Genomic DNA, 25,959 nt, shown 5'->3' on the forward strand with positions numbered 1-25,959 from the left:
TAACGAGCACAATCTAGCCTTTACCAATCTTAACTTGAACTGGGAAAACCTGAAAAGTGTTATGGGGAATAGATGTGTTATCTGGGTCAAGGTTTAGCCATAACCCAATCAATCAATGGTTTCATAATCCCCAGTAATATTGCCTTCGCCATTTTCAATGACAACACCAGCTTCGGTGGGAAATTCAATTAAATCATCGTCGGCAGTGGTTGGCACAGGGGTCACTGAGATGGGGCGATAGATCGGTGTATCGCCTTCGCGGTCATAGAGTTTTGAGCCAATGGCCAGGAGTGCGGTCTTAAAGTCTTCGAGTAGACGGCGAATTTCTGCGGTCGAGAAGGAACGGTCGGTAAAGGATTGTTCTAAAACAGCGCGTTTTTGGATTAGTTGGGTTTTAACTTCATTGGTTAACAATTCGCTATTTTCTCGCAGGGTGGCATCAAGGCTGTAGAAGAGGCTGTCGGCTTGGTTTTGGAGGTCAACTACTTGGAGACGTTGGCGGTCTTGTTCGGCGTATTTTGCGGCTTCGGCGCGCATTGCTTCGATTTCAGCGGGGTCAAGGCCACCGGTATTGGTGATTTTAATGCCCTGTTCTTTGCCGGTACCGCGATCCTGGGCGGACACCTGCAAAATACCGTTGACATCGATTTCGAAACTAACTTCAATTTGAGGCAAGCCCCGGGGAGCAGGGGGAATCCCTGTGAGCAGAAATTTTCCTAGACTTTTATTGTCTTTTGCGAGGGCGCGCTCACCTTGCAGAACATGGATTTCTACAGAGGTTTGGCCGTCGGTGGCGGTGGAAAAAACTTGGGAATTGTTGGTTGGCAGGGTGGTGTTACGGTCAATGATTTTGGTAAAGACTTCGCCGAGGGTTTCGATGCCGAGGGAAATGGGGGTGACATCAAGGAGGAGAACGTCTTTCACTTCACCATTGAGGACCCCGGCTTGGATCGCGGCCCCAATGGCGATCGCCTCGTCAGGATTTACAGAACGATCAATTTGTTTGCCATGGAAAAAGCCTTGAATCGCCTGCTGGACTGCGGGGATGCGCGTGGAACCTCCCACCAAAATAATCCGATCAATATTATCGACCGTTAATTCTGCATCTTTTAGGGCCTGTTCTACGGGGCGGAGGGTTGCCTCAATGTAATCTTTGGCTAATTCCTCAAACTTCGAGCGACTCAAATCAATTTCAAAATGCTTAGGGCCAGTGTCATCAGCCGTGATAAACGGCAAATTAATGGATGTCGTAATGGTACTAGACAACTCAATCTTGGCCTTCTCTGCCGCTTCCCGGAGCCGTTGGAGGGCCATCTTATCGCTACTTAGATCAATGCCTTCGAGTTGCTGAAACCGTTCAACCATCCATTCCACAATGGCGTTGTCGAAATCATCACCACCCAGTTGATTGTTTCCAGAGGTCGCCTTGACCTCAAACACCCCGTCTCCCAACTGCAGGATGGAAACATCGAAGGTGCCGCCCCCAAGGTCAAATACGAGGATAAATTGTTCTTGGTCTTGTTTGTCCAGGCCATAGGCAAGGGCCGCAGCGGTCGGTTCATTGATAATTCGCAGCACTTCAAGACCGGCGATCGTTCCGGCATCTTTGGTGGCTTGACGTTGGGCATCGGTAAAGTAGGCTGGCACGGTGATGACAGCTTGAAAAACTTCCTCCCCTAAAAACGCCTCTGCATCGGCCTTGAGCTTTTGGAGCACCATTGCTGAAATTTCTTGGGGCGTAAAAACCTGTTTCCGTACCGCGACATCAACGGTATCATCCTTTCCCTTAACACATTTGTAAGGAACCCGACGGCGTTCTTGTTCCGTATCATCCCAGCGACGGCCAATGAACCGCTTGATACTATAAACTGTGTTCTCGGCATTGGTTACGCTCTGGCGTTTTGCCAATTGACCCACGAGGCGAATATCGCTTTTGCCAAAACCGACAATACTTGGCGTAGTCCGTGCCCCTTCTGCGTTGGTAATGACAAGGGGATTACCGCCCTCAAGGACAGAAACACAGCTGTTGGTAGTGCCAAGATCGATGCCAATTACTTTGCCCATGGTTCGCGGCCGAAAGACGATAAGGATTTTTTCAATACTACTGAAGATTTTGTCTGGGGCCAGGAACTACAACAGTTTAGTCTATAGGCCCCATCGCAAAAATTGGGTTTAACCCTTAACTTTCACTGGTGCTGGTTTCACCGCTGGGGGGTTCTTCGGGCGCGGCGGCAACCTTAACCATGGCATGGCGTAACACCATATCTCCTAAAAGATAGCCACGCACGACCTGCTCAATCACAGTGCCTTCTGGGTGCTCACTGGTGGGTTCTTGGAAGATCGCCTCGTGGAAATTGGGATCAAATTCTTCTCCTTCTGGACGCATGGCAGAGACACCAATTTTCTTCAATCCATCGACAAGTTGTTTATAGACCCCTTGATAGCTTTTGTGGATTGTCATTTCGCCATCGGTGGAGGGCTTGATCTGCAATCTGGCCCGCTCAAAGTTGTCAACGGCGCCCAAGATTTCATTGACGGTATTGCACTTAATCCGCAGTTCCATTTCTTCTTTTTCTTTGCTGGTGCGCTTGCGGAAATTTTCAAAATCGGCGGCGATCCGCATATATTGGCTTTTGAAATTTTCGGTTTGTTGACTTTGGGTACTGAGCTGTTGGCGCAGGGTACTGACCTCCTGCTGGAGAGCGGCAATGACAGCTTCTAGTTCGGCACCATCGAGGGGCGTGTCATCGACCTCCTGGTCAGGGGCTTGATCTGCGGTATCGGTGTTTGTTTCTCCTTGAGCTTCGATCGTTGTGGCATCCTCCCCAAGGTTAGACTCGATGGTTGTCTCGGGGGCCTCGTCGGAAACAGACTCGGGCGTGCTTCCTGGATCAATTGGGCTATCAAGATTTTTCGCGTCTTCTACCATGGTTGCTTGAACTAGTTGTTTTAGGATTGGCTATTGGGTTATATCGATGTTTTTAGTCGTTTCTATCCTAGTAGTGATGGTGGGCGATCGCCTAACCTAGAGTAAAAACATCAAATATAGGTCTTTTAACATTACCAAATGTAACATTGTCCCCTATGGATCCCGTCTTTCCCAGGTAAAAAGAATAAAACTTCAAGCAACCGCTATATTAGGAAGAAACAACCCTGGCATCGTAACCGACACAGACAGTTGCCATTATTAAGCCCCGACCGATCCCCTTGATCCCAAAAAGCAGATTCTTTCTGCTACATTCAGCATTGAACTACGAATCATCATATTGCCAACAACTATCCCGCTTTTCTTTTTTGCCTAGTCTGCCGTCATTTGCCAATGCTGTCTGGTTTTTCCTATGACCCACTCTTCCCTTCCCAAACGGACAAGAGCCCTTGCCCTCCGCAATGATTTCTCTCCTTTCGGCAACAAGCTCATTCAACAGGGAGTTGTAGACCATCAACAGATGGAAAAAGCCCTCGTTGAAACCCGGCGTAGTGGACGCCCCCTCACGGCCATTGTCGAAGAACTAACCGGGAAAGCCCTGTCCCCTGAGCTAGTCCGACAGTACAAAAAGCATCATCTCTTTGAACTGAAGATCCTCTACGGTCTCAATTCCATTGACCCAGAAGTTCAAAAAATTGACATCGATCAGATGGGCGAGTTGATCAATTCCCTCGTGCCCGTAGAATTATGTCGCCGCCACCGTCTCCTTCCGATCCGGCGGGTTCAAGATGAAGTGATTGTGGCGATGGTAGAGCCCGATAACCTAGCCGCCCAAGATGATTTAAACCGTCTTTTTCGCCTGCAAAATCTGACGTTACGGCGCATCGTGATCACAGAAGACGACTATCGTCAGGTGCTAGATGGCTATTTAGAACAGCAAGTCCAGATTCAAATCCAACAGCAGGAACAAGCAGCCAAGGCCGCCGAAGCAGCAGAACTGAAAAAAGCAGTTGATATCGAAGATCTTGATCTCGGTGTAGCCGGGGAATTAGACGAGCAGGAAGAAGAAAGCGCCGACCTGATGAATGAAAATCAGGCTAGCTCTGCTCCGGTGATCAAACTCGTCAATAAAGTGCTGCTCAAAGCCCTCCAGGAAGGGGCCTCAGATATTCACATCGAACCCCAAGAAAATGATCTGCGGATTCGTTTCCGTAAAGATGGGGTTCTGCAATATGCTTTTGATCCGCTGCCCAAACGGATTGTGCCGGCGGTGACGGCCCGGTTTAAAATTATGGCGGACCTAGACATTGCGGAACGTCGTTCGCCTCAGGATGGTCGGATTCGGCGGATGTTTAAGGGGCGCAAGGTGGACTTTCGGGTCAATAGCCTACCCAGTCGCTACGGCGAAAAAATTGTTTTACGGATTCTCGATAATTCTTCAACCCAGTTGGGCTTGGATTTGTTAATTACCAACCAAGATATTCTGGGGCAGGTGCGGGAAATGGCCCAGCGGCCATTTGGTCTAATTTTGGTGACGGGGCCAACAGGCTCAGGAAAATCAACAACTTTGTATTCAATTCTGGCGGAGCGCAACGAGCCGGGCATCAACATCAGTACCGCAGAAGACCCCATTGAATATACTTTGCCGGGCATTACCCAGGTGCAGGTCATCCGGGAGAAGGGGATGGATTTTGCGTCAATTTTGCGGGCATTTTTGCGGCAGGATCCAGATGTCATTCTTGTGGGGGAAACCCGGGATAAGGAAACGGCAAAAACAGCCATTGAGGCGGCTTTAACGGGGCACTTGGTACTAACGACTCTCCACACCAATGATGCTCCAGGGGCGATCGCCCGTCTAGATGAGATGGGAGTTGAACCCTTTATGATTTCCGGGTCACTCCTGGGAGTTCTGGCCCAGCGCTTGATGCGACGGGTTTGTGGGGAATGCCGCATCCCCTATCAGCCCACAGTGGAAGAGCTGGCACGCTACGGCCTTTCCAGTAATGACCGCCATCCTTTAACGGTGTACCGGGCCAATACCCTGACGCCAGAGCAAATCCAAATGGCCAAAGAAGCCGGCAGTCTCTGTCCTAAATGTGGCGGCGGCGGCTACAAAGGCCGGGTGGGGGTCTATGAGTTTATGCAAAATAGTGAAGAAATTGAACGGTTGATTAATACCGGGGCCACCACGGACATGATTAAAGAAGTGGCAGTGCAAGAGGGCATGTTGAGTATCTTGGCCTACAGTTTGGAGTTGGTCAAAGAAGGCCATACGACCTTTGAGGAGGTAGACCGTGTTACCTTTACGGATTCTGGCCTTGAGGCAGAACTAAAGGCGAAACGAAAAACGGGCCTGGTTTGTGCCACCTGTAATGCTGAGTTGCAGCCGGATTGGCTAGATTGTCCCTACTGTATGACGCCCCGCTTTAGTTAAGACTCTTCACTCTCTGTTCCCTGGCGATCGCCTTTTGGGCAGAATAATGGCAGCGACAATCTTTCACCCCAACTTTTTTCTTTCCTATCCCAGGCGATCGCCCAAGGAGTAACAAGCCAATGGATTACATGATCGAAGACCTCATGGAGCAACTCGTAGAAATGGGCGGCTCCGATATGCACATCCAGGCCGGTGCCCCCGTTTATTTCCGAGTCAGTGGGAAACTTGGCCCCATTAATGACGAGCCCCTCTCCGCCCAAGATGCCCAAAAGCTCATCTTCAGTATGCTCAACAACACCCAACGCAAAGACCTAGAGCAAAATTGGGAACTAGACTGTTCCTATGGCGTGAAAGGACTCGCGCGCTTCCGGGTCAATGTCTACAAAGAACGGGGCTGTTATGCCGCTTGCCTGCGGGCCTTGTCCTCGAAAATTCCCAACTTTGATCAACTCGGTTTACCCGATATTGTGCGGGAAATGGCCGAGCGTCCCCGGGGCTTGGTGCTGGTTACGGGCCAAACGGGTTCTGGGAAAACCACCACCATGGCTGCGATGTTGGATTTGATCAACCGCACCCGTGCCGAACATATCCTCACCGTCGAAGACCCCATTGAATACGTTTTCCCAAACCACAAAAGCCTTTTCCACCAACGGCAAAAGGGAGAAGACACCAAAAGCTTTGCCAATGCGCTCCGGGCCGCGCTCCGGGAAGATCCAGACATCATCCTCGTCGGGGAAATGCGAGACCTCGAAACTATCTCCTTGGCTATCTCCGCCGCTGAAACCGGGCACCTCGTCTTCGGGACGCTCCACACCAACTCCGCCGCCAGCACCATCGACCGGATGTTAGACGTGTTCCCGCCGATCCAACAGCCCCAAATTCGGGCGATGCTCTCCAACTCTCTCTTGGCTGTTTTTAGTCAATGCCTGGTGAAAAAAGCGAATCCGAAACCCGGTGAATTCGGGCGCTCTATGGCCCAAGAAATTATGGTTGTCACCCCGGCGATCGCCAATCTGATTCGTGAAGGAAAAAGCGCCCAGGTCTACTCAGCAATCCAAACGGGGATGAAACTCGGCATGCAAACCATGGAGCAAGCCCTGGCGGGTTTAGTGGCCACAGGCACCGTTACCTTTGAAGAAGCCCTGTCGAAGAGTGGTAAACCCGATGAACTACAACGACTCGTTGGGGGAGCCTTGGGGGCTAGTCCAACCGCAAAACGTCGCTAAATAAATATTGTCAGTTAAGCTGGCAAGAGCACCCTTTATTCCATTTTTCCCAGTGAACGAAAGCCATGGCACAGTATGTCGCACAAGTCGTTGATCGCAACGGTCAAAAGCTAAAAGAAAAAATCGAAGCCAACTCCCCCGAACAAGCCCGCACCATGCTAGCGACGCGCTATCCAGAAGTGGGCAAGATCATGAAGCCGGGGGAAATCGATCTCTCGTTTTTAGAAGAGGCCCTCGCGAAAGTTTCCATCAAAGATAAAGCCGTATTTTCGCGACAATTTGCGGTGATGATCAATGCTGGGGTGGCGATCGTTCGTTGTCTAAGCATCTTGGGAGAAAACCACTCCAACATCAAGATGCGTAAAGCCCTCACTGCCATCAAGGCCGAAGTTCAGCAGGGGGTGAATCTTTCCGACGCGATGCGGCCCCACGAAGAATGCTTCGATACCCTGTATGTCAGCATGGTAGAAGCCGGTGAAATTGGTGGGGTGCTCGATGAAGTCCTGAACCGTTTGGCGAAGGTACTCGAAGACATGGCCAAACTGGAAAACCAAATCAAATCAGCCATGACCTATCCAATGGCCGTGGCATTTTTGGCGGTGGCGGTGTTCTTTGGGATGACCGTCTTTTTGATTCCGGTTTTTGCCGATATTTTTGAAAGTATTGGCACAGAACTTCCGGCTTTAACGATCATCATGATGGGGATCAGTAACTTTCTGCGGACTAGCGAAGGGTTATTGCCAATGCCTTTTGGGAATGTGCTCCTGATGATTATTGGTGCCAATATTCTCTTTTTTGCGATCCGCCGCTACTACAACACCGAAATGGGGCGGTGGCAAATTGATTCTTTGTTACTCAAGTTGCCTCTGTTTGGGGATTTGCTCCGGAAAAATGCGGTGGCTCGGTTCTGTCGGATCTTCGGGACATTAACCCGGTCTGGGGTACCGATCCTCAATTCCTTTGATATTGTCGGGGCAACGGCGGGGAATGTGGTCATTGCCAAGGCGATTAATGATGCCAAGTCTGAAATTCAAGAAGGGGGGATGTTAAGTGTTGCCCTCGATCGCGACCGGGTTTTTCCGATCCTTGCGATTCAAATGATGACCATTGGTGAGGAAACAGGGGAATTAGATAGCATGATGATGAAGGTGGCAGATTTCTACGAAGATGAAGTAGAGCAGACGGTAAAGGCGCTGACCAGTATTCTAGAACCAGCGATGATGGTGATTATTGCGGCGATGGTTGGTGTTATTTTGCTCTCGATGTATCTGCCGATGTTTAAGGTATTTGAAGATTTGGGTTAGAACAAACGATGACCGGACAGCAAAGTCAGTATGAAACGCTTTTAGCGGCCTACAGTGATCGACAAACGGCGATCGCCTTACTGAAGCAACATCGCCCTTACCTTTCTTTGGTGCCCAGTGTCCGGCGTCCTGAGGGGAGTTTAATTGTGATGCCGCTGCCGGTGATGCGCCACCTCAGCAGAAATGAACAGCGCTCCACTCCAAAAACCTTGATTTTGCCTTGTGATCTGGCGATTTTAACCTGTGATCCGGAGTGGCAAATTAAGCTAGATGCCGAAATTATGGTGTTTATCCATCGGCCTGGGGAAACGTTTTCGGAGCTATTGCTGCGCTGGCGTCATACCCAGGTTTACCTTGATCAAGATTACGAGTGGTTAATGCCAGAGTCGGAGGCCCACATGATCAGTAATCTTCCGGCCCAAATTCACCCTCTGTTTGTGGTGTTCCCGACAACCCCTGAGCACATTATTAAGGGACTTACGGGGGCACATCTCCCCTTTGTCCTGGGGGAATCACCGTTTCCTGAACCGGAGTCTATACCCGAAGTTTTTGTTACGGGAAATTAATGGCTGAGAAATTCGGCAATGGCTTGGGCGATCGCCTTTATGCCCGTCTTATCGATGGGTTGATTGCCTTGGGGCGGTTGGGGTGATTCCCGAAGAAAATCCCAATCACCCTGGGCAAATTGCTCTGGATCTAAAATTTGGTGGTGGCCATATTGTTGGAGGTTTTTAATTAAAATTGGCCCTTCGGCAAAATCATCCCTAGGCAAGGTCACAACGGGAAGATCGAGGCGCAGGGCTTCGGCGTAGGTACTAAAGCCCGGTTTGGAAATAATGCGATCGCACAGGGGCATGAAGTCAACGGGGCGGTACTGGGTCTCTGTAATTTTGCGGAGATTTGCTAAATCGGGGGCGTTACGGTCGAAGCTAATAAATTGATAATCAGGAAATTGCGCCAAGGCTTCATAGGGCATTCCAGCAAAACCGAGGCCGCCAAAACTGAGAAGAATAGTTTTTTCCTTGGGATGAGTTAATTGAAATCTTTCCCGCAGGGCTGCCAGATCATATTGCGGATCACCCCCCGTCAGTCCCACATTGGTAACGTTTGCAAAATTCCCCATGGGTTCGTGCAGGGGTAAACGAAACAGGCGATCGCCTTCACGATAAAGCTCTGTAATCCAATCGGCTTCGGGAATAAATTCTCCACCCCAAGCACGGTAAATAAAATCCCAACCAAAATTTCCCATACACCAACAGGGAATATCCGCACCATGGGCAATGGGAATCGCCAGGGGCGGCAAATCAGCGAGGACTAACTGGGCACGATTTAACCGTAAAAAGTCCACTTCACCCGCAATAATCCGGGGCGATCGCCGACGAATTTCCCGCAATTTCTCTAGGGTCGCACTGTAGTCCATGGAGAAACTATCCGCCTGAATCACCCCCACGTCCAACCGTTTCGGCCGCTGAATAAAATCCCCTTTGACATAACTTCTGATCAACCAGTGGGGCGCTGTCGTCACAAAAATCAGCAATACATCGGGCAGTAATTTCTGCACCTGGGCCGCCACCGAAGCCACCCGCACCACATGGCCAAACCCATGACTCGTAATCGCCAAATACAAAACAGGACGCATAGAACTTTCCGCAATCGTTGAAAACTATTAGACCATGGGGGGCTGGGTTAAACCCTTTAGGGAAGTCTGAAGCTGATTATCCGTGAGATTTTTTCCCTGAACCAAGACATAAAAGCCCCCTAAACCCATGGGATCGATCAACTGATGGAGGGCATCCCGGCGGCGAAAGAGGGTCATCACATCGGTGGGGTTTTGGGATAAAGCATTGAGGCGATCGCCTAACCCTAAAGCCATCAAAAAAAGTCCCTGTTGCGTTAAACCTAAAGTTGCTAATCCTAGGGATTCGCCATGGTTTTGGAGGCTGGTAAAATCCACATGGGCTGTTAGATCCTGCTCGCCTAAATTGGTGTAGGGATTATCATGGCGACGGTGTTGAAAATAGCATTGTAAAGTGCCCTGAGACCGTTGGGGATGATAATATTTTTTCGCTGGATAGCCATAGTCAATGGTGAGAATATAACCGGTTTTTAGTTTGGTCTGTAGCTGCTCTAACCAACTCAACATTCCTAGATTAACTTCTGTGCGATAACCATCAGGATAATTAGAGAAATCAATATTTAAGTGATTAAAATAAGCTTGAATCTCCGGTATAGATAGAGAATCTTTCACTTCCTGCAATGAATTCTGAGCGGGATTATATTGAACGTAAATCTCCTGAAGTTTCCCGGCATTCACTGTGACTAAATGTACCGGAAAGGCATCAAGCAATTCATTAGAAATAAAACAGCCTTGGATACTATTTTCTGGCAACTCTGACCAATCGCACCATTGAATTTTGCAATAGGAAAACCCCGCTAATTTTTCCTGTTGTTCTTGGCGGAGAGCCGGGGATTTTTCAATAATATAATATTTAATTTCTTCAAGTTCTTTTGGATAATGCTGCTGGAGGTAAAATAAGATATCCTTCGCCAAGTCGCCCTTGCCTGCTCCCATTTCGACGATCTGAAACGGCGATCGCCCCAAAATCTGCTTCATTTGGAGCAACTGTTCTGCCAATAATTCCCCAAAGTCTGGGCCGAGGGACGTGGCCGTAAAGAAATCCCCCTGGGCACCGATCGCCACTTTCCCGCTACTGTAGTAACCTGCCGTGGGGTGATAGAGCGCCAACTCCATAAACTCAGCAAAGGTGAGGCGCTGGTGCGGTGCGGCCTGGAGTTTTTCCTGGAGGATCGCCAAAAGGGGGGAAGCCATGGACAAGTCCGTTAAAATGATGTGCGATTAGTGTATGCTGCCGCCTTTTTGAGGTGCAACCTTTTACCTGTGAAGTCTTCTATCTCTCCCACTGCCCCGCGACCGTCATTTTTTGCTTCCCTATGGCAATTTTCCCGGCCCCATACGATTATCGGCACGAGTCTGAGTGTTTGGGCCTTGGCGCTGCTGGCGGTGACCCCTGAAACATTTTCCTGGGGCTATGGTCAGTCGGTGCTTGTTGCTTGGCTCGCTTGTCTGGCGGGCAATGTCTTTATTGTCGGCCTCAATCAACTGACGGACATTGACATTGACAAAATTAATAAACCCCATTTACCAGTGGCGGCAGGGCATTTTTCTCGAAAAACGGGTTGGGGGATTGTCTGGTTTTGCGGAGCTTTAGCGCTGATTTTGAGTGCTTTTAGTGGCCTGTGGCTTGGGGTGACGGTGTGGGGCAGTTTGGCCATCGGGACAATGTATTCTCTGCCCCCAGTGCGCCTGAAACGATTTCCCCTACTCGCAGCGATGTGTATTTTTACGGTGCGGGGTGTGGTGGTGAACCTTGGTCTTTTTGCCCATTTTCAGATGATGTTACAGAACCCAGTGGTGATTACGCCGACGGTATGGCTGTTGACGGGGTTTATTATTGTGTTTACGGTAGCGATCGCCATTTTTAAAGACGTTCCGGATCTAGAAGGCGATCGCCAATATCAAATCACAACCTTTACAATTTTGTTGGGTAAAAAACGGATTTTTCAGCTTTCGTTGGGGATTATTTTTGCTTGCTACGCCGGTATGATTGTCGGTGAAATAACGATGACCACCAGTTTGAATCAACTGCTATTTATTGGGTGTCACATTATCCTGGGTGCTCTGCTGTGGTGGCGTAGTCGTCAGATTGATCTTGAATCGAAAAAATCCATTGCCAGCTTTTATCAATTTATTTGGAAACTCTTCTTTCTGGAATATCTTTTGTTTCCCCTCGCCCATTGGCTTTAAAATCATTGTTGTTTTAGCCAGTTTTTAATCAAGGCGATCGCCTCTATGTTGTCTTGGACTTTAACCATTTGTGATTGGGGAATTTTTTGGGCAAACAATAAGGCTTGGTGGGAGCCTTGATCGGCTGAAACAATTAACGTAGGTGCAGTTAGTTGAGACAATTCAGAGTTTAGGTATTCTGCCTGAATTTCACTGGGATGCCGCTGAAACAAAAGTCGCCGACTGGCCGGAGATTTAAGCAACTGTTGTCGATAGTTGAGCAGTTTTTGAATCTTGTGACCGAGGCCAATTAGCTTACCTAGGGGATAAAGTAATTTAAGTCCCCAAGGCAAAATTGGAATTGGTAATAGCAAGCATTTTTCAAGGAAATAACCAGCATTATTGGGGGCTTCAAAACCAATCGGAGAAAGTAAGACCAAACCTTGAATTTGTTCAGGATTGTTCAGGGCGTAACGAGCGGCGACCCAAGCTCCAAGGGAATCTCCCACAAAATATATTTTTTTCAGATTTAATTGGCTAAAAAATTCCGCTAAAATTTCACTCTGCCATTGAATAGACTGGGACGAAACTGCTGGATCAGAATCCCCAAACCCCAACAAATCCGGTGCAAAGCATTGATGATCTCGCCCTAAATTTTCAAAAAAATCTAACCACTGACTACCGTCGCTATATTCCCGGTGAATAAAGGCGATCGCCTCCCCTTGTCCTGTTTCTCGCCAAAAAATCTGGCCTTGATTTAAACGTAGGCGTCCATTCCGAACAACACATCCCATAAATATTTTTTGATAATCTTTAGCGAGGGTTTTTGAGCGATCAACTTTTGCGCGGACAAATTCTCCAGAAACGATGGATTGGCTTAACCTTTCATTTGTTGCTTTTTCTCTTTTTTGAAATCCCGCTTGCTGGCCGCTTCGATTTCGGCATCCATGAGGGTCTTACCCGTAGCCGCGAGATAAACGTCATCCAAACTAGGCCGCGCTTGACTCAAGCTAAAAATGGGCAGTCCAGCCGCTTGAATGCTTTGCTCAATGGTGCTCAGGTGATTGCCCTGGCGACTCACCACCAGATTCAAAGAATTCCCTTGGGAGCCATTAATAATCACGCTCTCAACAAAATCCAAAGCCGACACCACTTCTTTTGCTTTTTCGGCATCCTGGGCAGAGGTAAATTCTTCGATGCGTAACGTAATGCGATCGCCACCCACTTTATCCTTGAGTTCGTTGGGGGTACCATTGGCAATGACTTGGCCCTGATCAATAATCGCGACACTATCGGCGAGGGCATCAATTTCTTCGAGGTAATGGCTAGTGATAATCACTGTCGTGCCTGCCGCCCGCAGTTGCCGCAGAAAATCCCAAACTGCAACACGACTTTCGATATCGAGGCCCACCGTCGGCTCGTCTAGAACCAACACATCCGGTTGATGGAGCAGACCTGCCGCCAAATCCAAGCGTTTGCGCAAACCACCGGAATAGGTGCCTGTTTTTTGGTCAGCGTAATCGTTTAAACCTAGAGCATTAAGGAGTTGTTCCACCCGCTGGGGAATAAAGCTTTTCGGCAGATGGTAGAGGGCTGCCTGTAAATTCAGCAGTTCCCGTCCGGTGAGAATTTTGTCGATCGCCACTTCCTGGGCCACATAACCGAGCCGTTGTCGCACTGCTTTCGGTTGGGTCAGGGCAGAAATACCGCAGACTTCGATCTGGCCCCCGTCCGGTTGGGCGAGGGTACAGAGACAGCGAATCGTCGTCGTTTTGCCTGCGCCGTTTGGCCCCAACAGCCCAAATATTTTTCCTTGTTCCACCGTGAAGGAGACATCCTTTACCGCTTGGGTGGTGCCGTAGCTTTTCTGGAGGTGGTCAATGGCAACCGCAACAGTCATGGTCGGGGGAGTCCTCGCAATGGTTCGTCAAAATGCTCAGTTGTGTATTGTATCGAAGTTCTTTACAATCCGTATTTTTCGCAGACTTGATCGCCAATAAATTGTACCCAGGGTTTGAAGACGGGAATCAGTTCTGCCCGACTCGCTGTTAAACAAGGAAAAGGGCGATCGCCATAATTTTTGCCGATTTCTAAAGGAAACATCGGGTTCGGTTCGAGGGGTTCAATGGCTCCCCCAGCCGCCTGGATAATCGCCCAAACTGCCGCAATATCCCAAATTTTCGACGTCGCTTCCACGCCCCCTAGGGCCGCCCCCGAAGCCACGATTAAAACGTTATAGCTGGCAACCCCCATCAAGCGAATCTTACAGGGAAAATCCGGTTGAGCTGCCACCGCCGTACTCCGGGCACAGAGGTTAAAAATATGGTTTAGGCTCGGCTCGTCGTCGCTGGTCTGGAGCGGTTCGCCATTACAAAACGCCCCGGTCGGCCCCGTTAAACCGGAGTCTCCGTACCAATAGCCATGGAAGGATTGACGCAACCAAGGGAAATGCACATAGCCAAAAACAGGGGTGCCTTTGTAAAGTAGCCCCAGGGAAATGCCCCAGATCGGAATGCCCCGCGTAAAATTCGTTGTGCCGTCAATGGGATCAATCACCCAACACCAATCATTTCCAGGCAAAATATGCGTTTTTTCTTCGCTGAGAATGCCATGGTCAGGGAAGGCTGTGGCGATCGCCTGACAAATTTCCCGATCAGACCACCGATCCGCTTCCGTCACCAAGCTACCATCGGCCTTGCGAACTGCCGTGAGCTTCCCAAATTTTTCCGTTAATTCTGCGCCAATCCGGTGACTTGTGTCCGCCGCAAAGGTCAAAATGTCCGTCCAAAATAATGCATCAACCATCGGTGTGCTAGATCCAGAAACGTTATCCCAGTCCAAAAAAGGCGATCGCCACTGAGTCAATCAATACCTCGTCTGGCTAAACAACCATAGCCCAAAACCCTGCAATCTCGCTATCTCTAGACAAAAAAATCCTCCCTCTAAAAAAGAAGGAGGCAAATTATCCTCTCTTTGAGGGAGGTGCCGAAGGCGGAGGGAGGGTATTCTCCAAAAGGGTGTTAGCGGACAGTACCAGCCAGTTGATCAACGCGGATCGGCTTCATCAGATAAAGACTAATGAATTGGGTTGCGTTAGAGAGATAAGCAGGTAACTTCTTCAACAGCTTCACAGGCGCAGGCGCATCGCTGGCATCAATTTCCCGCAGTTTTTCGCCGTTCTTGACGCAGGTTTCTAAACGCTCGTAGAACTCAGGCTTTTCGACATCGAGAATGATCGGGAAAACCCGGCCAGCGGTGTTGTTGGTTTCCCAAATCACTTCCTTGTCAAATTCCCGCGCATTCAAGCCGATGGATTCGTAGAAACCATGGCGCTGGGTATCATTGAGGTACATCGTCGCAAAGACAGAGAGCAAGAAGAAACGGCACCACAACCGCGCTTTCCAGTCATTGAGGATGTTGGGCTGGGTTTTCATCAGGGCATCAAAGAAATCCCCGTGACGGTTTTCATCTTGGCACCAGTTCTCAAAGAATTTAAAAATCGGATAAATGCGGTCTTCGGGATTCTTTTCGAGGTGACGATAAATCTTGATGTAACGCCAGTACCCAATTTTTTCCGAAAGGTAGGTGGCGTAGAAAATAAATTTCGGCTTAAAGAAAGTATAGCTGCGGCTCTTGGTGAGGAAACCGAGGTCAAGGGACAGGTTAAAGTCCGTCATCGCCTTGTTGAGGAAACCAGCGTGACGCGCTTCGTCCCGGGACATGAGGTTAAACCCTTCAGCCAACAGAGGATTCTTGTCCTTAAGGCGACGGCCTAATTCTTTGTAGAGCAAGAAGCCGGAAAATTCAGCAGTACAGGAACGCTCCAGGAACTCGATGAAGAGTTGCCGGGTTTCCCCTTGGATATGGTCGAAGGAGATATCAAAAGACTCATCCCGAACAAAGTGATGACGGTTGTAGTCCACGCGGAATTCTTCGATGATCGCTTCCATCTCTTCTTCGTTGACAGAAAGATCCATCTTCGCCATTTCATCGAAGTCGGTGGTGTAAAAGCGGGGAGTCAGGATAGTTTCCTTCGCCGGAACCTTCACGCCGGGGCGCAATTCCTCTACGCCAGCAGATTTGTTAACAGTGCTTACCATATCTGTAATGTTTATTGCTTCCGTTTTTTATGGGGATCAGTCTCTTTTTTGCCAAATATAACCGCGTGAGACTTGGGGTTTTGATTAGGTTACAGTCTAACAAGCTCTACACCAGGGTTTAAACCCTTTTTTGTGAATAGTTGATACACATTGTTACAAAATATTGCAAGATAAATCACGAAATTAAGGCGATCGCCTTCTGGGATCGATGACCCAATGAGTACAATTAAATTGTAGAATTTGCGCCCTTAAAAGTTGTGATAAAGCCAAAATCACAGGATATCTGCCAAGTCCGCTGTGTTAATACGGATTTGGTGGCCCAAGCCAGTGAACAATTACCAGAGGGTGATTTACTCGAAGAAGCTCAGATTCTCTTTAACGCTTTAGCCGACAAATCCCGTCTCAAGATCCTGGCCGCTCTCAGTACAAGTGAAGAACTCTGCGTGTGTGACATTGCGGCTTTACTCAACATCAAAATTGCCACGACTTCCCATCACTTACGAAAATTACGCGATCTCAAAATCCTGAAATATCGGAATGAAGGGAAACTAGCCTATTACTCCCTCCGAGATCAACGGGTTGCTGAAATCCTGAGCCACGCCCTTAACAAACTTGCACAATAAAACAAATCAACTTCAACTTGATCTGCACTTATCGGCAAAAACATTCTAATATTAATTTGAATATCGAAATGTAAAACCAAGTCATGGATGATAATTGCTGTCAAGCTAAAGCTTGTGCGTTGTCGAAACTAAAGCAACAACAAGCAAAAGTACTTTGGGTCGTGTTGTTTATCAACGCAGCAATGTTTCTGGTCGAGTTTGGGGCTGGGATTCGAGCGGGTTCTCTCTCTTTAACTGGAGATTCTTTGGATATGTTGGGGGATGCCCTGGTCTATGCCAGCAGCTTATATGTCATTAACAAGAGTATTCAGGCTCAGGCTGGAGCCGCGTTCCTTAAGGGAGTCATTATGTTTTTGTTTGCGGTTGTAGTGTTTGCAAGGGCGAGCTATCAATTGTTCGCAGGTGTTAGCCCGGAAGCTTCCATTATGGGGACGATTGGTATCGTCGCGTTACTTGCGAATTTACTTTGCCTACTGCTTTTAACACGTCACCGCAACGATAATCTCAATATGTCTTCTGTTTGGTTGTGTTCCCGCAATGACATCATTGCCAATACATCCGTGTTAATTGCTGCCGGATTGGTGTTTCTCTCGAATTCTAATCTGCCGGATTTGTTGGTGGGTTTTCTCCTGACCTTTGTCTTCGCCAAATCAGCCAGTAAAGTTTTGTCGCAATCGTGGCGAGAAATGCAACAACAATAACTAGAAATAAAAAAAGCTGATCCCACATCATGGCAGGATCAGCCTTTCTTAAAATCACTAACATTCACCCTTCAGGTGTTGGGTCATGCCTAGAACATTAGCGTTTAGCCATTTTCTTCGTTTCCACCTTCCGCAGACGAATCGATTCGGGCGTAACCTCTACGAGTTCTCCGGGGCCGATATATTCGAGGGCGCGCTCTAGGTTCATTTCCATGGGGGCTTGTAACTGAACTAGTTCATCACCACTGGCAGCCCGATGGTTCGTGAGCTGCTTCGCTTTACAAACATTTAGCTCTAGATCTTGGGGACGGTTGTGCTCCCCGACAATCATGCCTTTGTAAACCTTAGTGCCTGGGGTAATGAAAAATTGACCGCGATCCTCAGCGTTCTTGAGGGCATAGAAGGTTGCTGTGCCTTCTTCAAAAGCAGTGATGACGCCGTTGTAGCGAGTGTCGAAGTCGCCACAGATGGGTCGATATTCCAGGAAACTATGGTTCATAATGCCAGCACCGCGAGTGATCCGGATAAATTCACCCCGGAAACCAATCAAACCACGGGCGGGTACCACAAATTCGAGTTGAGTCCGTCCACCTGCGCCAGCTTGCATATCTTGCATTTCCCCTTTGCGCTGACCGAGTCGTTCGATACAGCTACCCACCGCTTCTTCCGGGACATCGAGCACGAGGTATTCAAAGGGTTCACAGGGTTTGCCATTTACTTCGCGGTAAATCACCTTGGGCTGGGCCACTTGGAATTCGTAACCTTCCCGACGCATGGTTTCAATCAAAATACCCAGGTGCAGTTCACCCCGACCGGACACAGCAAAGCTATCGGCGGACTCGCCATCTTCGACCCGCAGGGCCACGTTGGTTTCGAGTTCTCTTTCGAGGCGATCGCGGATTTGGCGAGAGGTCACAAAGGTTCCTTCTTGGCCCGCAAAGGGGGAATTATTCACAGAGAAGGTCATCTGTAATGTAGGCTCATCCACCTTGATCAGCGGTAAAGCTTGGGGATCTTCAGGGGACGTTACCGTTTCCCCGATATTGGCATCAGCAAACCCGGCAACAGCGACGATCATTCCGGCGGTCGCTTCTTCGAGTTCAACACGATTTAAGCCTTCAAAGCCCATCAGCTTGGCCACTTTTGCCTTGGCAATGGTGCCATCTTCCTTGACCAGGGCTGCCTGTTGTCCCGCTTTAATCGTGCCGTTGTGGAGACGACCGATGACAATCCGGCCCAGGTAATCGGAGTAATCAAGGGTCGTAACCTGCAACTGGAGGGGCTTGTTAACATCTCCGGCTGGCGGGGGAACGTGCTGCAGAATCGCTTGGAAGAGGGGTTCCATATCCTCGTTGGTATCGTCGAGGGATTCCCGGGCGAAACCAGATAAACCAGAGGCATAGAGAGTGGTGAAGTCACATTGATCGTCATCGGCACCGAGTTCAACGAACAGATCAAAGACTTTATCAACGGCAGTTTCAGGATTGACGTTAGGGCGGTCGATTTTATTAACGACAACGATCGGGCGTAGACCTTTTTCGAGGGCTTTTTTCAAGACGAAACGGGTCTGGGGCATTGGGCCTTCGTTGGCATCGACGATCAAAATGCAACCGTCTACCATGCCGAGGACGCGCTCTACCTCACCACCAAAGTCAGCGTGGCCAGGGGTATCAACAATATTGATCAGAATGTCGTTGTAACGGACGGCGGTATTTTTGGCAAGAATCGTAATACCCCGTTCCCGTTCGAGGTCATTGGAGTCCATCACGCAATCGGGGATGTCTTCGCCTTCTCGGAAAATGCCGGATTGATGTAAGAGAGCATCAACAAGGGTCGTTTTACCGTGGTCAACGTGGGCAATAATCGCGACGTTACGAATGGGAAGAGACATAAATTTTACGGATGGTTCCTAAGACCTGTAAATTTTTTTGACAATTTCTGCCCAATTGTAGCCTAATTATCATCTTTCTTAATATTTAAGTTGTGAAGTTTCGGCTACTAGGCGGGCGAGAAATCCAGGGTAGCACCGTCACGGCCAAGATTTACGAGATAAATGTGCGGAAATGTTGAAGGGCGCCAGGCAATACTGGCCAACAGAGATAAAACTTTACCGCTGCCGTAATTCTTGGGGAACTTTGCTACCGTGAAATCAGCTTTTTGTCACGGTTATGGAAAATAGTCTGTTTTTTAAGGCTCCCTGGAGTCAAACTTTAATCACCATTACAACTCTTGTTTGCGTAGTGTTGTTGGCCATGGTGCTGCTGTTTTTGATTTTAGGACTCCAACAACAGAATCCTTATTTTTTGCTGTGGATTATTTTGCCCATCGGCATTGTGGTAATGACGGCGTTATTTATGGTGCGAGGCTATCATCTGGACGGCGATCGCCTTTATGTTGAACGCTTGGGGTGGCGCACAGAAATCGCTTTAGAAAATCTAGAAAGTGCCACCTACGATCCCACCGCCATGGATGGTTCGTTACGGCTGTTTGGTAATGGTGGTCTATTTGCCTTTACCGGAAAATTTTGGAATAAAAAGTTGGGTCACTACAATGCCTATGCCACAGCGGTTCGTTTAACAGTGGTTTTGAAATGGCCTAACCAGACCATTGTCGTCACCCCAGAGAAGCCTGAACAGTTTGTCGCTGCAATTCTCCGTCGTTAAATGCCGCCCACAAAACGCTGGGGACTCAAGATATTTTGGGGATCAAATTGCTGTTTAATGCGGCGCATCAACGGCAAGGCATCGCCTGGATAGCCCCAGGGTTCAAATTGCTGCTTGAGGCGATAGGGGGCATCTAAAATTGTGAAAAAACCGTGGTGAGCCTGACAAAAATCCCGGATGGCTCGGAATTGTCGGAGAAATTGATCATGGGGAAACGCAATGATGCCCAGGCCACTTTTGCAATGGATCCGGGCGATCGCCTGACCATTGGTTAGGGTCTCAATGTGTTGCAGCAAAGCCATACTTTGATGGGATAGAATGCCGACCTTGGCGACCACCATTTCCCCAAATAAAGCTTTCCGTAGCTGTGCCCACAGATCTAGGTGCTCCGGTTGGCTGACTAAACCCAGGTGCTGCCCGATAGTCTCCAGCTCCTGCAGTTGTGCCGTAATACTCTCACGGATCGCCTCAAAACGCAGCAGCAAACCCCAGTCTTCTCCAGTTCCCCTTTGTAACCGTTGTAATAGTCGAGGTGAAAGCAGATCTGCCGCCGCTGGCGTAAGTACAGAATTTAAAATTTGGCTCTGGGCCTGGCGTATTTGCGCGGACGACCCAAGCATTAAGATCGTTTGGGACTGCTCTTGAATCGGATAGAGACGAAACGTTAATTTGGTAATCGTCGCCAAACTGCCATGGGAACCTGTGAGGAGCTTCATCAAATCATAGCCCGCCACATTTTTAACTACTTTTCCCCCGGCTTTTGCCAAAGTTCCATCGGCCCGGAGCATGGTGATTCCCAGGAGTAAATCCCGCACACCACCGTAACGTTGACGCAAGCTGCCGGTATCTGCCGTGGCTACAATCCCCCCTAGGGTTGCTTGGTTGGGGAAGCTCGGATCGAGGGGAAGATACTGTTTATAGGGCCTGAGATGGTTTTGTAGTTCAGCAAAGGTGATCCCTGCTTCCACCGTAATGGTTAGATCATTAACGGCATGATCCACAATGCGATTTAACTGCCGGGTGCTCACCAACCAATCTACTTTCGGGGTGAGTCCACCCCAAGCGAGCTTTGTGCCGTTACCGCAGGGGATAATCGTAATTTTTTCCCGGTGGGCTGTGCGGAGGATTTCCGTTAGGGCTGCGCGGGAGTGGGGCACAAGCAGAGCTTCGGGGCTTTGACGGCTGATCCGTTCCATCTGCCGATGCCAATGGGGATGACAATATTGCCACGCTTTTAGATCGATATTCTGGGTACCGGGATCAACCACCAAAGCCATGATTTTAGTCTTCTGGAGTTAAGGCGATCGCCTCAACTTTTGCCGTATTTTCTTCAACTTCAGTGATTGCCCACCGGAGCACATCACCCCGCTTTTCGAGCTCTGCTTCAATTTCCTTGGGCAAATCTGCTGGATTTTCCTGGAGATCAATTTCTGCGGTAATGAAGTGGGTTGTCATCGGCCCGTTCCTTATGAAAATTCTGTGTTCATTATCATACCAAGCAAAGGAAACGCCCCGTCTAGTCTCCCAACATATGCAAACGATAGAGGCTGGCATACAACCCATTTTGGGCGAGGAGTTGATCGTGGTTCCCTGTTTCGAGGATTTCTCCTTGCTTTAGGACAATGATTTTATCCACATCCCGGATGGTCGAGAGACGGTGAGCAATGATAATTGCCGTGCGGTCTTCAAGGAGTTGTTCTAGGGCCGACTGAATCAATGCCTCTGTACCCACATCAAGACTTGCCGTAGCTTCATCGAGTACCAGAATTTTCGGATCCCGGATTGCGACCCGGGCAAAGGCCAACAGTTGTTTTTGGCCCCCAGAAAGATTTGTGCCCCGCTCCCGGAGGGCTGTGCGATACCCCTGGGGCAATTCTTCGATGAGTTGATCGACGTTGGTCAGCACTGCAGCCTGCTTTACCGCCTCAAAGGGATACTCCTCCCCCAGGGTAATGTTGCGTTGAACATCTCCAGCAAAAAGAAAGCTTTCTTGGAGGATGACGCCAATGTGCCGCCGCAGATCTTCTTGGGGCAGATCACGAATATCAATGCCATCAACGAGAATGCGTCCTTCACTAGGGTCATACAGACGACAGAGTAAACGAATGATTGAACTTTTGCCTGCTCCCGTTGGCCCCACAAGGGCGATTTTTTCACCGGGTTTGATCTTAAAATTCAGATTTTTCAGGACATATTCCCCAGGCTTGTAACCGAAGGAAACATTATCAAAAATAATTTCACCGGAGGCCGAATCCGAGAGATTTAGAGAAGTCGTTAAATGCTGTTGTTTATCTTGGATCTCGATGGGCTCCGACATCAATTCTGTCACCCGTTCGATGGCCGTTAGTCCCGACTGGAACATGGTGAATTTGTCGGCAAATTGGCGCAGGGGATTAAATAACCGCTGGGAATAGAGAATAAAGGCGGACAACACCCCAAAGCTCAGGGCATCCTGGAAAATCAGCCAGCCCCCCAACCAGAGCACTCCGGCGATCGCCACTAGGGAAATCCACTCCAGAGTGGCAGAAACAGCCGAGTCATGGAAGATGGTTTTATTGACAGCCAGACGATAGCGATCATTAACCGTCCGGAATAACTCGGCATTCAGGGCCTCCCGACGAAATAATTGCACGATATTGATCCCCGCAACGTTTTCCTGGAGCATCGCGTTCAGTTGGGATAGTTCTTCCCGGGCTTGGTAGTTGGCTTTGCGGTACTGCCCCTGAAAATAAACGATCAAAAAGGTGACGGGCAACAACATCAAAATGAGGAGCGTCGCCAGTTGCCATTGCAACAAAAAAATCGAAACAATAATCACGGCCAGGGAAATGACATCATTGATAATGCCGATCGCCCCACTGGCAAAAACATCACCCAGGGCTTCCACGTCATTGGTTAAGCGGGTGACGAGCTTCCCGACAGGCATCCGGTCAAAGAAGCGAGAAGAAAGGGACGTGACGTGATCGAATAAATCCTGGCGGATGCCTGCGGTAATTTCCTGGCCCACTTTTTGGACGAGGTACCCTTGGATCGAGGTGAAGGCCAAGCGAATCACAATGGTGGCCAACAGAATCCAGATTAAACGGTTAATCCCTTCTGGAATGCTGAGATCGGCGAGGATGCCCCACACGGTTTCGCCCCGCAATAGGGAAACTGCCTGACCGACAACGAGGGGTTGCACCGCACCGGCGATCGCCAAGGGGATCAGCAAAACAATCGACACAACAAGGGTAATAAGATTTTTCTTGGCGTAGGGAAGGAGCTTCCCGGCCAGTTGCCAATCATTTTTCGGAACAGAAGAGGATGCGATCGCCATGGAAATTTTTCAAGAAATGCAGACATCTAGTATATCGATTGCTCACCATAGAGGTGGTTGATTTGGGCCTCACTGACCGTTGTGGTGGGCTGATCGAACAGGATTTTGCCGCCCTTGAGACCAATTAGGCGATCGCAGTGGCTCCGGGCAAATTCCAGGGAGTGGAGGCTGACGACGAGGGTTTTGCCTTGGGTTTCACAAAGCTGCACTAGCAAATCCATCATTTCCCGACTCAGTTGAGGATCAAGGCTAGAAATCGGTTCGTCTGCGAGGATCACCGCCGGATTTTGCACCAAGACCCGCGCCAAGGCAACCCGTTGTTTTTGTCCCCCCGATAGGTCACTGGTTTTAGCAAAGAGTTTTTCGGGAATGCCCACCTGTTTTAAGACGGCTTCGGCCAAGGGACGCTCCTGGGGAAAGATCAGGGAAAACATTGCTTGAAGGAACGACCAACGCCCCAGATGACCCGCATTGACATTGTGAATGACGGCCAGACTTTCGACCAAATGAAGTTGTTGGTAAATGGTACCAAGCTGCCGTTGGATACGTCGCCGTCCCTTTGGGGAGAGGGTTGCGATCGCTTCCCCCCAGATGAGCAATTCCCCCTGGGTTGGTTGTTGTTGACCATTGAGGAGACTAAGGAGCGTACTTTTGCCTGCGCCACTGGCCCCAATCAGGCCCACCTTCTCACCGGGATAAATTTTAAAGTTGAGTTCCGTCAGGGCCGCAACACCCCGGAAGTGACAAGAGAGCGATCGCCCCATAAAAATTGGTTCTGTCATCTGTTTTAATCACCCGTGGCAGAGGGCACGCTTGGTTTCGAGCCAGGTAATGCCCTGCTGGATCGTGGTTGGAGTCACGGCGGCGAGGTTATGGTGGTCGGCCCCAGGCACAGCTTGAAATTGCTTGGGTTCATTGGCGATCGCCCACAGTTGCGCCCCCATGGTACTGGGGACTGTTTCATCCAATTCCCCGTGGCAAAAGAAAATCGGTAGCTGGAGTTGGGTAATTTTGGCTGCTGAATTAAACCGCTGGTGTAAAAGGAAAGAGACGGGAAAAATTCGATAGAGGGGTTTGGTGGTAGACATGGCGAACATCGAGGTGAAGGTGCCCTCTAGAAATAAGCCGCCCACCGGATACCGCTGGGCCAATTCAATGGCGATCGCCCCGCCGAGGGAATGACCATGGATGGTCAACTGCTGGGCTGGGATCCCCTTCGTTTCGGTGAGAAAGGTATAGGCTGCCGCTGCATCTTGGTACACCTGGGATTCTTGGGGAAAGCCAGGGCTGCTCTGGCCATAGCCCCGATAGTTAAAAGCCAAGACCGAATAGCCCGCTTGGGACCAGAGGGCGATCGCCTGGAAATTGTAAGCCGTTAACCCACCATTCCCATGGAGAAATAGTAGCGTCTTGTCCCCCTTGTTCTGGGGTAGCCACCAGCCCGTTAATTGTTGCGTTGAAGTGACGGGGATCGTGATCGTTTCGTAGGGTAGAGCAAAATCCGACGGCACTGGATGTAAGGGTTGAGCTTGGGGTTCAAAAATAATCCGCCGCTGCCCAAAAAAGAGATAACCACAGCCCCCCAGATAGAGTAATACCAGTCCAATTAATAGCCAGCCAACCATTATTCTCCTTGCCATACGCCACCTTTAAATCATAGGCAGATTCCCTGGGGGAGCCAAGGATTTAAGGACAGTTTTTCGATTGTCTGGGCACCTTACCAGGAACCAACGGCCCCTATGCCACAATGGAAAAGGAATTTTTTAACTTTATCCCTTAACCCAATCACAGGCGATCGCCCCTTTCCCTTGCAACCCATGCCCCAAGACGTACTCCTCGGCAAAAGTCTCCCGGAACTGACCGACTGGATCGAAACCACTGGTCAACCCGCCTACCGTGGCAAACAGCTCTACAATTGGCTCTACCAAAAAGGGATCCATGACCTGAGTGAAATCACCGTCTTTCCGAAGGCTTGGCGTGAGCAAATGGGCACCTATCCCGTGGGGCGATCGCAGATCCACCACCAACGCACTGCGCCCGATGGCACCCGCAAATATCTCCTCCAACTCCACGATGGCTTAATTATTGAAACGGTCGGTATCCCCACCGAAAAACGCCTCACTGTCTGTGTTTCTTCCCAGGTGGGCTGTGCCATGGCCTGTGATTTTTGTGCCACTGGCAAAAGTGGCTTTACCCGGCATCTCCAAGCCCATGAAATCGTTGATCAAGTGCTCACTGTCCAAGAAGATTTCCAGCAACGGGTCAGCCATGTGGTGTTTATGGGTATGGGGGAACCCCTCGCCAACCTTGAACAGGTGCTCAAATCGATCCAAAGCCTGAACCAAGACATCGGCATTGGCCAGCGATCGCTGACAGTTTCTACCGTGGGGGTACCCGATCAGATCCGCACCCTGGCCCAGCAGAATCTGCAAATCACCCTAGCGGTAAGCCTCCACGCCCCGAACCAAGCCCTCCGAGAATCAATTATTCCCACCGCTGTCCATTATCCCATTGAGGAGCTGTTGGACGAATGCCGCGAGTACGTCGCCATCACCCGTCGCCGCCTCAGTTTTGAATACATTTTGCTGGCGGGGGTGAATGATCTGCCCGACCATGCCGCCGAATTAGCTAAAAAACTAAAAGGGTTCCAAAGCCATGTGAATTTAATTCCCTACAATCCCATTACCGAAGTGCCTTTCCAGCGTCCGGGGAAAAAACGGATCAATGTCTTTAAGCAAATCCTCCAGGATCACAAGATCGCGGTGAGCGTGCGTTATTCTAAGGGCTTGGAGGCGGATGCGGCCTGCGGTCAACTGCGATCAAACCTCCGACGATCTGCCCCGGCAACGGTAAAATAAAAC

The 25,959-nt window shown here is 49.5% G+C and carries 23 protein-coding genes; 9 read left to right on the forward strand and 14 right to left on the reverse strand.

Translation table 11 applies throughout. The features are described 5' to 3' along the window. Positions 1–108 precede the first annotated feature (108 nt). Positions 109–2,064, reverse strand: a complete 1,956-nt coding sequence (dnaK, locus tag AWQ22_RS03550) for a molecular chaperone DnaK (protein WP_030005934.1) — start codon at positions 2,062–2,064, stop codon at positions 109–111. A gap of 115 nt (positions 2,065–2,179) precedes the next feature. After that, entirely contained in the window at positions 2,180–2,929 is a 750-nt protein-coding gene (gene grpE, locus AWQ22_RS03555) for a nucleotide exchange factor GrpE (RefSeq protein WP_012306324.1), read from the reverse strand. A 409-nt stretch (positions 2,930–3,338) separates the two neighbouring features. Between grpE and AWQ22_RS03560 the strand changes: the two genes are divergently transcribed. The 4 genes from AWQ22_RS03560 (at position 3,339) to AWQ22_RS03575 (ending at position 8,456) form a co-directional block, all read left to right on the forward strand. Further along, on the forward strand, positions 3,339–5,360 hold the full coding sequence (locus AWQ22_RS03560) for a GspE/PulE family protein (protein ID WP_065710209.1): 2,022 nt from the start codon (positions 3,339–3,341) through the stop codon (positions 5,358–5,360). 119 nt (positions 5,361–5,479) lie between these two features. Beyond that, positions 5,480–6,586 carry a type IV pilus twitching motility protein PilT gene (locus tag AWQ22_RS03565; protein WP_012306326.1) on the forward strand — a complete coding sequence of 369 codons (1,107 nt, stop codon included), beginning with the start codon at positions 5,480–5,482 and terminating at the stop codon, positions 6,584–6,586. A 65-nt stretch (positions 6,587–6,651) separates the two neighbouring features. Beyond that, entirely contained in the window at positions 6,652–7,890 is a 1,239-nt protein-coding gene (locus tag AWQ22_RS03570) for a type II secretion system F family protein (protein ID WP_012306328.1), read from the forward strand. An 8-nt stretch (positions 7,891–7,898) separates the two neighbouring features. Continuing rightward, positions 7,899–8,456 carry a hypothetical protein gene (locus AWQ22_RS03575; protein WP_062432640.1) on the forward strand — a complete coding sequence of 186 codons (558 nt, stop codon included), beginning with the start codon at positions 7,899–7,901 and terminating at the stop codon, positions 8,454–8,456. Here AWQ22_RS03575 and AWQ22_RS03580 read toward each other — a convergent pair. Beyond that, positions 8,453–9,529: a glycosyl transferase gene (locus AWQ22_RS03580; protein ID WP_065710210.1), complete on the reverse strand. Its 1,077-nt coding sequence runs from the start codon at positions 9,527–9,529 to the stop codon at positions 8,453–8,455. The two genes, AWQ22_RS03575 and AWQ22_RS03580, sit on opposite strands and share 4 nt — an antisense overlap. Positions 9,530–9,556: 27 nt before the next feature. After that, positions 9,557–10,720, reverse strand: coding sequence for a class I SAM-dependent methyltransferase (locus AWQ22_RS03585; protein WP_065710211.1), 1,164 nt, complete (start codon positions 10,718–10,720; stop codon positions 9,557–9,559). 69 nt (positions 10,721–10,789) lie between these two features. Here AWQ22_RS03585 and AWQ22_RS03590 point away from each other — a divergent pair, with 69 nt between their 5' ends. Continuing rightward, the gene (locus AWQ22_RS03590) at positions 10,790–11,716 is read left to right on the forward strand and encodes a homogentisate phytyltransferase (protein WP_065710212.1); all 927 of its coding nucleotides are present in this window, start codon (positions 10,790–10,792) and stop codon (positions 11,714–11,716) included. A 2-nt stretch (positions 11,717–11,718) separates the two neighbouring features. Here AWQ22_RS03590 and AWQ22_RS03595 read toward each other — a convergent pair whose 3' ends face one another. The 4 genes from AWQ22_RS03595 to acsF all read right to left on the reverse strand — a co-directional run bounded on the left by AWQ22_RS03595 (position 11,719) and on the right by acsF (position 15,795). Continuing rightward, entirely contained in the window at positions 11,719–12,489 is a 771-nt protein-coding gene (locus tag AWQ22_RS03595) for an alpha/beta fold hydrolase (RefSeq protein WP_065710213.1), read from the reverse strand. A gap of 83 nt (positions 12,490–12,572) precedes the next feature. Beyond that, on the reverse strand, positions 12,573–13,595 hold the full coding sequence (locus AWQ22_RS03600; protein WP_065710214.1) for an ATP-binding cassette domain-containing protein: 1,023 nt from the start codon (positions 13,593–13,595) through the stop codon (positions 12,573–12,575). A gap of 62 nt (positions 13,596–13,657) precedes the next feature. Beyond that, on the reverse strand, positions 13,658–14,500 hold the full coding sequence (locus AWQ22_RS03605) for an inositol monophosphatase family protein (protein ID WP_065710215.1): 843 nt from the start codon (positions 14,498–14,500) through the stop codon (positions 13,658–13,660). Between the two features lie 215 nt (positions 14,501–14,715). After that, positions 14,716–15,795 carry a magnesium-protoporphyrin IX monomethyl ester (oxidative) cyclase gene (acsF, locus tag AWQ22_RS03610; protein ID WP_012306336.1) on the reverse strand — a complete coding sequence of 360 codons (1,080 nt, stop codon included), beginning with the start codon at positions 15,793–15,795 and terminating at the stop codon, positions 14,716–14,718. A gap of 257 nt (positions 15,796–16,052) precedes the next feature. Here acsF and AWQ22_RS03615 point away from each other — a divergent pair, with 257 nt between their 5' ends. Both AWQ22_RS03615 and AWQ22_RS03620 read left to right on the forward strand, forming a co-directional pair. Then, positions 16,053–16,418 (forward strand): metalloregulator ArsR/SmtB family transcription factor, encoded by a 366-nt coding sequence (locus tag AWQ22_RS03615; protein WP_030005943.1) that lies wholly within the window; start codon positions 16,053–16,055, stop codon positions 16,416–16,418. Between the two features lie 83 nt (positions 16,419–16,501). After that, positions 16,502–17,119 (forward strand): cation transporter, encoded by a 618-nt coding sequence (locus AWQ22_RS03620; RefSeq protein WP_065710216.1) that lies wholly within the window; start codon positions 16,502–16,504, stop codon positions 17,117–17,119. A gap of 97 nt (positions 17,120–17,216) precedes the next feature. Here AWQ22_RS03620 and typA read toward each other — a convergent pair whose 3' ends face one another. Then, positions 17,217–19,010 carry a translational GTPase TypA gene (gene typA, locus AWQ22_RS03625; protein ID WP_065710217.1) on the reverse strand — a complete coding sequence of 598 codons (1,794 nt, stop codon included), beginning with the start codon at positions 19,008–19,010 and terminating at the stop codon, positions 17,217–17,219. A gap of 277 nt (positions 19,011–19,287) precedes the next feature. Here typA and AWQ22_RS03630 point away from each other — a divergent pair, with 277 nt between their 5' ends. Next, on the forward strand, positions 19,288–19,782 hold the full coding sequence (locus tag AWQ22_RS03630; protein ID WP_065710218.1) for a PH domain-containing protein: 495 nt from the start codon (positions 19,288–19,290) through the stop codon (positions 19,780–19,782). Here AWQ22_RS03630 and AWQ22_RS03635 read toward each other — a convergent pair. From AWQ22_RS03635 to AWQ22_RS03650, 5 genes are all read right to left on the reverse strand, one after another. After that, complete coding sequence (locus tag AWQ22_RS03635; protein ID WP_065710219.1) at positions 19,779–21,059, reverse strand: FAD-binding oxidoreductase; 1,281 nt, start codon at positions 21,057–21,059, stop codon at positions 19,779–19,781. The genes AWQ22_RS03630 and AWQ22_RS03635 overlap by 4 nt on opposite strands. Before the next feature lie 4 nt (positions 21,060–21,063). Continuing rightward, positions 21,064–21,237, reverse strand: a complete 174-nt coding sequence (locus AWQ22_RS16910; RefSeq protein ID WP_012306340.1) for a hypothetical protein — start codon at positions 21,235–21,237, stop codon at positions 21,064–21,066. A 61-nt stretch (positions 21,238–21,298) separates the two neighbouring features. Further along, complete coding sequence (locus AWQ22_RS03640; protein WP_065710220.1) at positions 21,299–23,098, reverse strand: ABC transporter ATP-binding protein; 1,800 nt, start codon at positions 23,096–23,098, stop codon at positions 21,299–21,301. A 26-nt stretch (positions 23,099–23,124) separates the two neighbouring features. Next, entirely contained in the window at positions 23,125–23,880 is a 756-nt protein-coding gene (locus AWQ22_RS03645; protein ID WP_065710221.1) for a phosphonate ABC transporter ATP-binding protein, read from the reverse strand. Positions 23,881–23,889: 9 nt separating this feature from the next. Next, positions 23,890–24,723 carry an alpha/beta hydrolase gene (locus AWQ22_RS03650; protein ID WP_198166520.1) on the reverse strand — a complete coding sequence of 278 codons (834 nt, stop codon included), beginning with the start codon at positions 24,721–24,723 and terminating at the stop codon, positions 23,890–23,892. Between the two features lie 192 nt (positions 24,724–24,915). On the opposite strand from AWQ22_RS03650, the gene rlmN reads away from it, so the two are divergent. Further along, complete coding sequence (rlmN, locus tag AWQ22_RS03655) at positions 24,916–25,956, forward strand: 23S rRNA (adenine(2503)-C(2))-methyltransferase RlmN (RefSeq protein ID WP_065711620.1); 1,041 nt, start codon at positions 24,916–24,918, stop codon at positions 25,954–25,956. The last annotated feature ends 3 nt before the right edge of the window (positions 25,957–25,959 follow it).

Origin of the sequence: Picosynechococcus sp. PCC 7117 (assembly GCF_001693275.1) — a bacterium.
In the GTDB taxonomy this organism is placed as follows: domain Bacteria; phylum Cyanobacteriota; class Cyanobacteriia; order Cyanobacteriales; family MRBY01; genus MRBY01.

Bases quoted from the DNA above. Each gene is read 5' to 3' on its own strand.
- AWQ22_RS03600 (WP_065710214.1), bottom strand. From the start codon at position 13,595: ATGACTGTTGCGGTTGCCATTGACCACCTCCAGAAAAGCTACGGCACC.
- AWQ22_RS03605 (WP_065710215.1), bottom strand. From the start codon at position 14,500: ATGGTTGATGCATTATTTTGGACGGACATTTTGACCTTTGCGGCGGAC.
- AWQ22_RS03620 (WP_065710216.1), top strand. From the start codon at position 16,502: ATGGATGATAATTGCTGTCAAGCTAAAGCTTGTGCGTTGTCGAAACTA.
- AWQ22_RS03650 (WP_198166520.1), bottom strand. From the start codon at position 24,723: ATGGTTGGCTGGCTATTAATTGGACTGGTATTACTCTATCTGGGGGGC.
- AWQ22_RS03580 (WP_065710210.1), bottom strand. From the start codon at position 9,529: ATGCGTCCTGTTTTGTATTTGGCGATTACGAGTCATGGGTTTGGCCAT.
- AWQ22_RS03560 (WP_065710209.1), top strand. From the start codon at position 3,339: ATGACCCACTCTTCCCTTCCCAAACGGACAAGAGCCCTTGCCCTCCGC.
- AWQ22_RS03570 (WP_012306328.1), top strand. From the start codon at position 6,652: ATGGCACAGTATGTCGCACAAGTCGTTGATCGCAACGGTCAAAAGCTA.
- AWQ22_RS03575 (WP_062432640.1), top strand. From the start codon at position 7,899: ATGACCGGACAGCAAAGTCAGTATGAAACGCTTTTAGCGGCCTACAGT.
- AWQ22_RS03585 (WP_065710211.1), bottom strand. From the start codon at position 10,720: ATGGCTTCCCCCCTTTTGGCGATCCTCCAGGAAAAACTCCAGGCCGCA.
- AWQ22_RS16910 (WP_012306340.1), bottom strand. From the start codon at position 21,237: ATGACAACCCACTTCATTACCGCAGAAATTGATCTCCAGGAAAATCCA.
- AWQ22_RS03565 (WP_012306326.1), top strand. From the start codon at position 5,480: ATGGATTACATGATCGAAGACCTCATGGAGCAACTCGTAGAAATGGGC.
- AWQ22_RS03645 (WP_065710221.1), bottom strand. From the start codon at position 23,880: ATGACAGAACCAATTTTTATGGGGCGATCGCTCTCTTGTCACTTCCGG.
- acsF (WP_012306336.1), bottom strand. From the start codon at position 15,795: ATGGTAAGCACTGTTAACAAATCTGCTGGCGTAGAGGAATTGCGCCCC.
- rlmN (WP_065711620.1), top strand. From the start codon at position 24,916: ATGCCCCAAGACGTACTCCTCGGCAAAAGTCTCCCGGAACTGACCGAC.
- AWQ22_RS03640 (WP_065710220.1), bottom strand. From the start codon at position 23,098: ATGGCGATCGCATCCTCTTCTGTTCCGAAAAATGATTGGCAACTGGCC.
- typA (WP_065710217.1), bottom strand. From the start codon at position 19,010: ATGTCTCTTCCCATTCGTAACGTCGCGATTATTGCCCACGTTGACCAC.
- dnaK (WP_030005934.1), bottom strand. From the start codon at position 2,064: ATGGGCAAAGTAATTGGCATCGATCTTGGCACTACCAACAGCTGTGTT.
- AWQ22_RS03595 (WP_065710213.1), bottom strand. From the start codon at position 12,489: ATGGGATGTGTTGTTCGGAATGGACGCCTACGTTTAAATCAAGGCCAG.
- AWQ22_RS03635 (WP_065710219.1), bottom strand. From the start codon at position 21,059: ATGGCTTTGGTGGTTGATCCCGGTACCCAGAATATCGATCTAAAAGCG.
- grpE (WP_012306324.1), bottom strand. From the start codon at position 2,929: ATGGTAGAAGACGCGAAAAATCTTGATAGCCCAATTGATCCAGGAAGC.
- AWQ22_RS03630 (WP_065710218.1), top strand. From the start codon at position 19,288: ATGGAAAATAGTCTGTTTTTTAAGGCTCCCTGGAGTCAAACTTTAATC.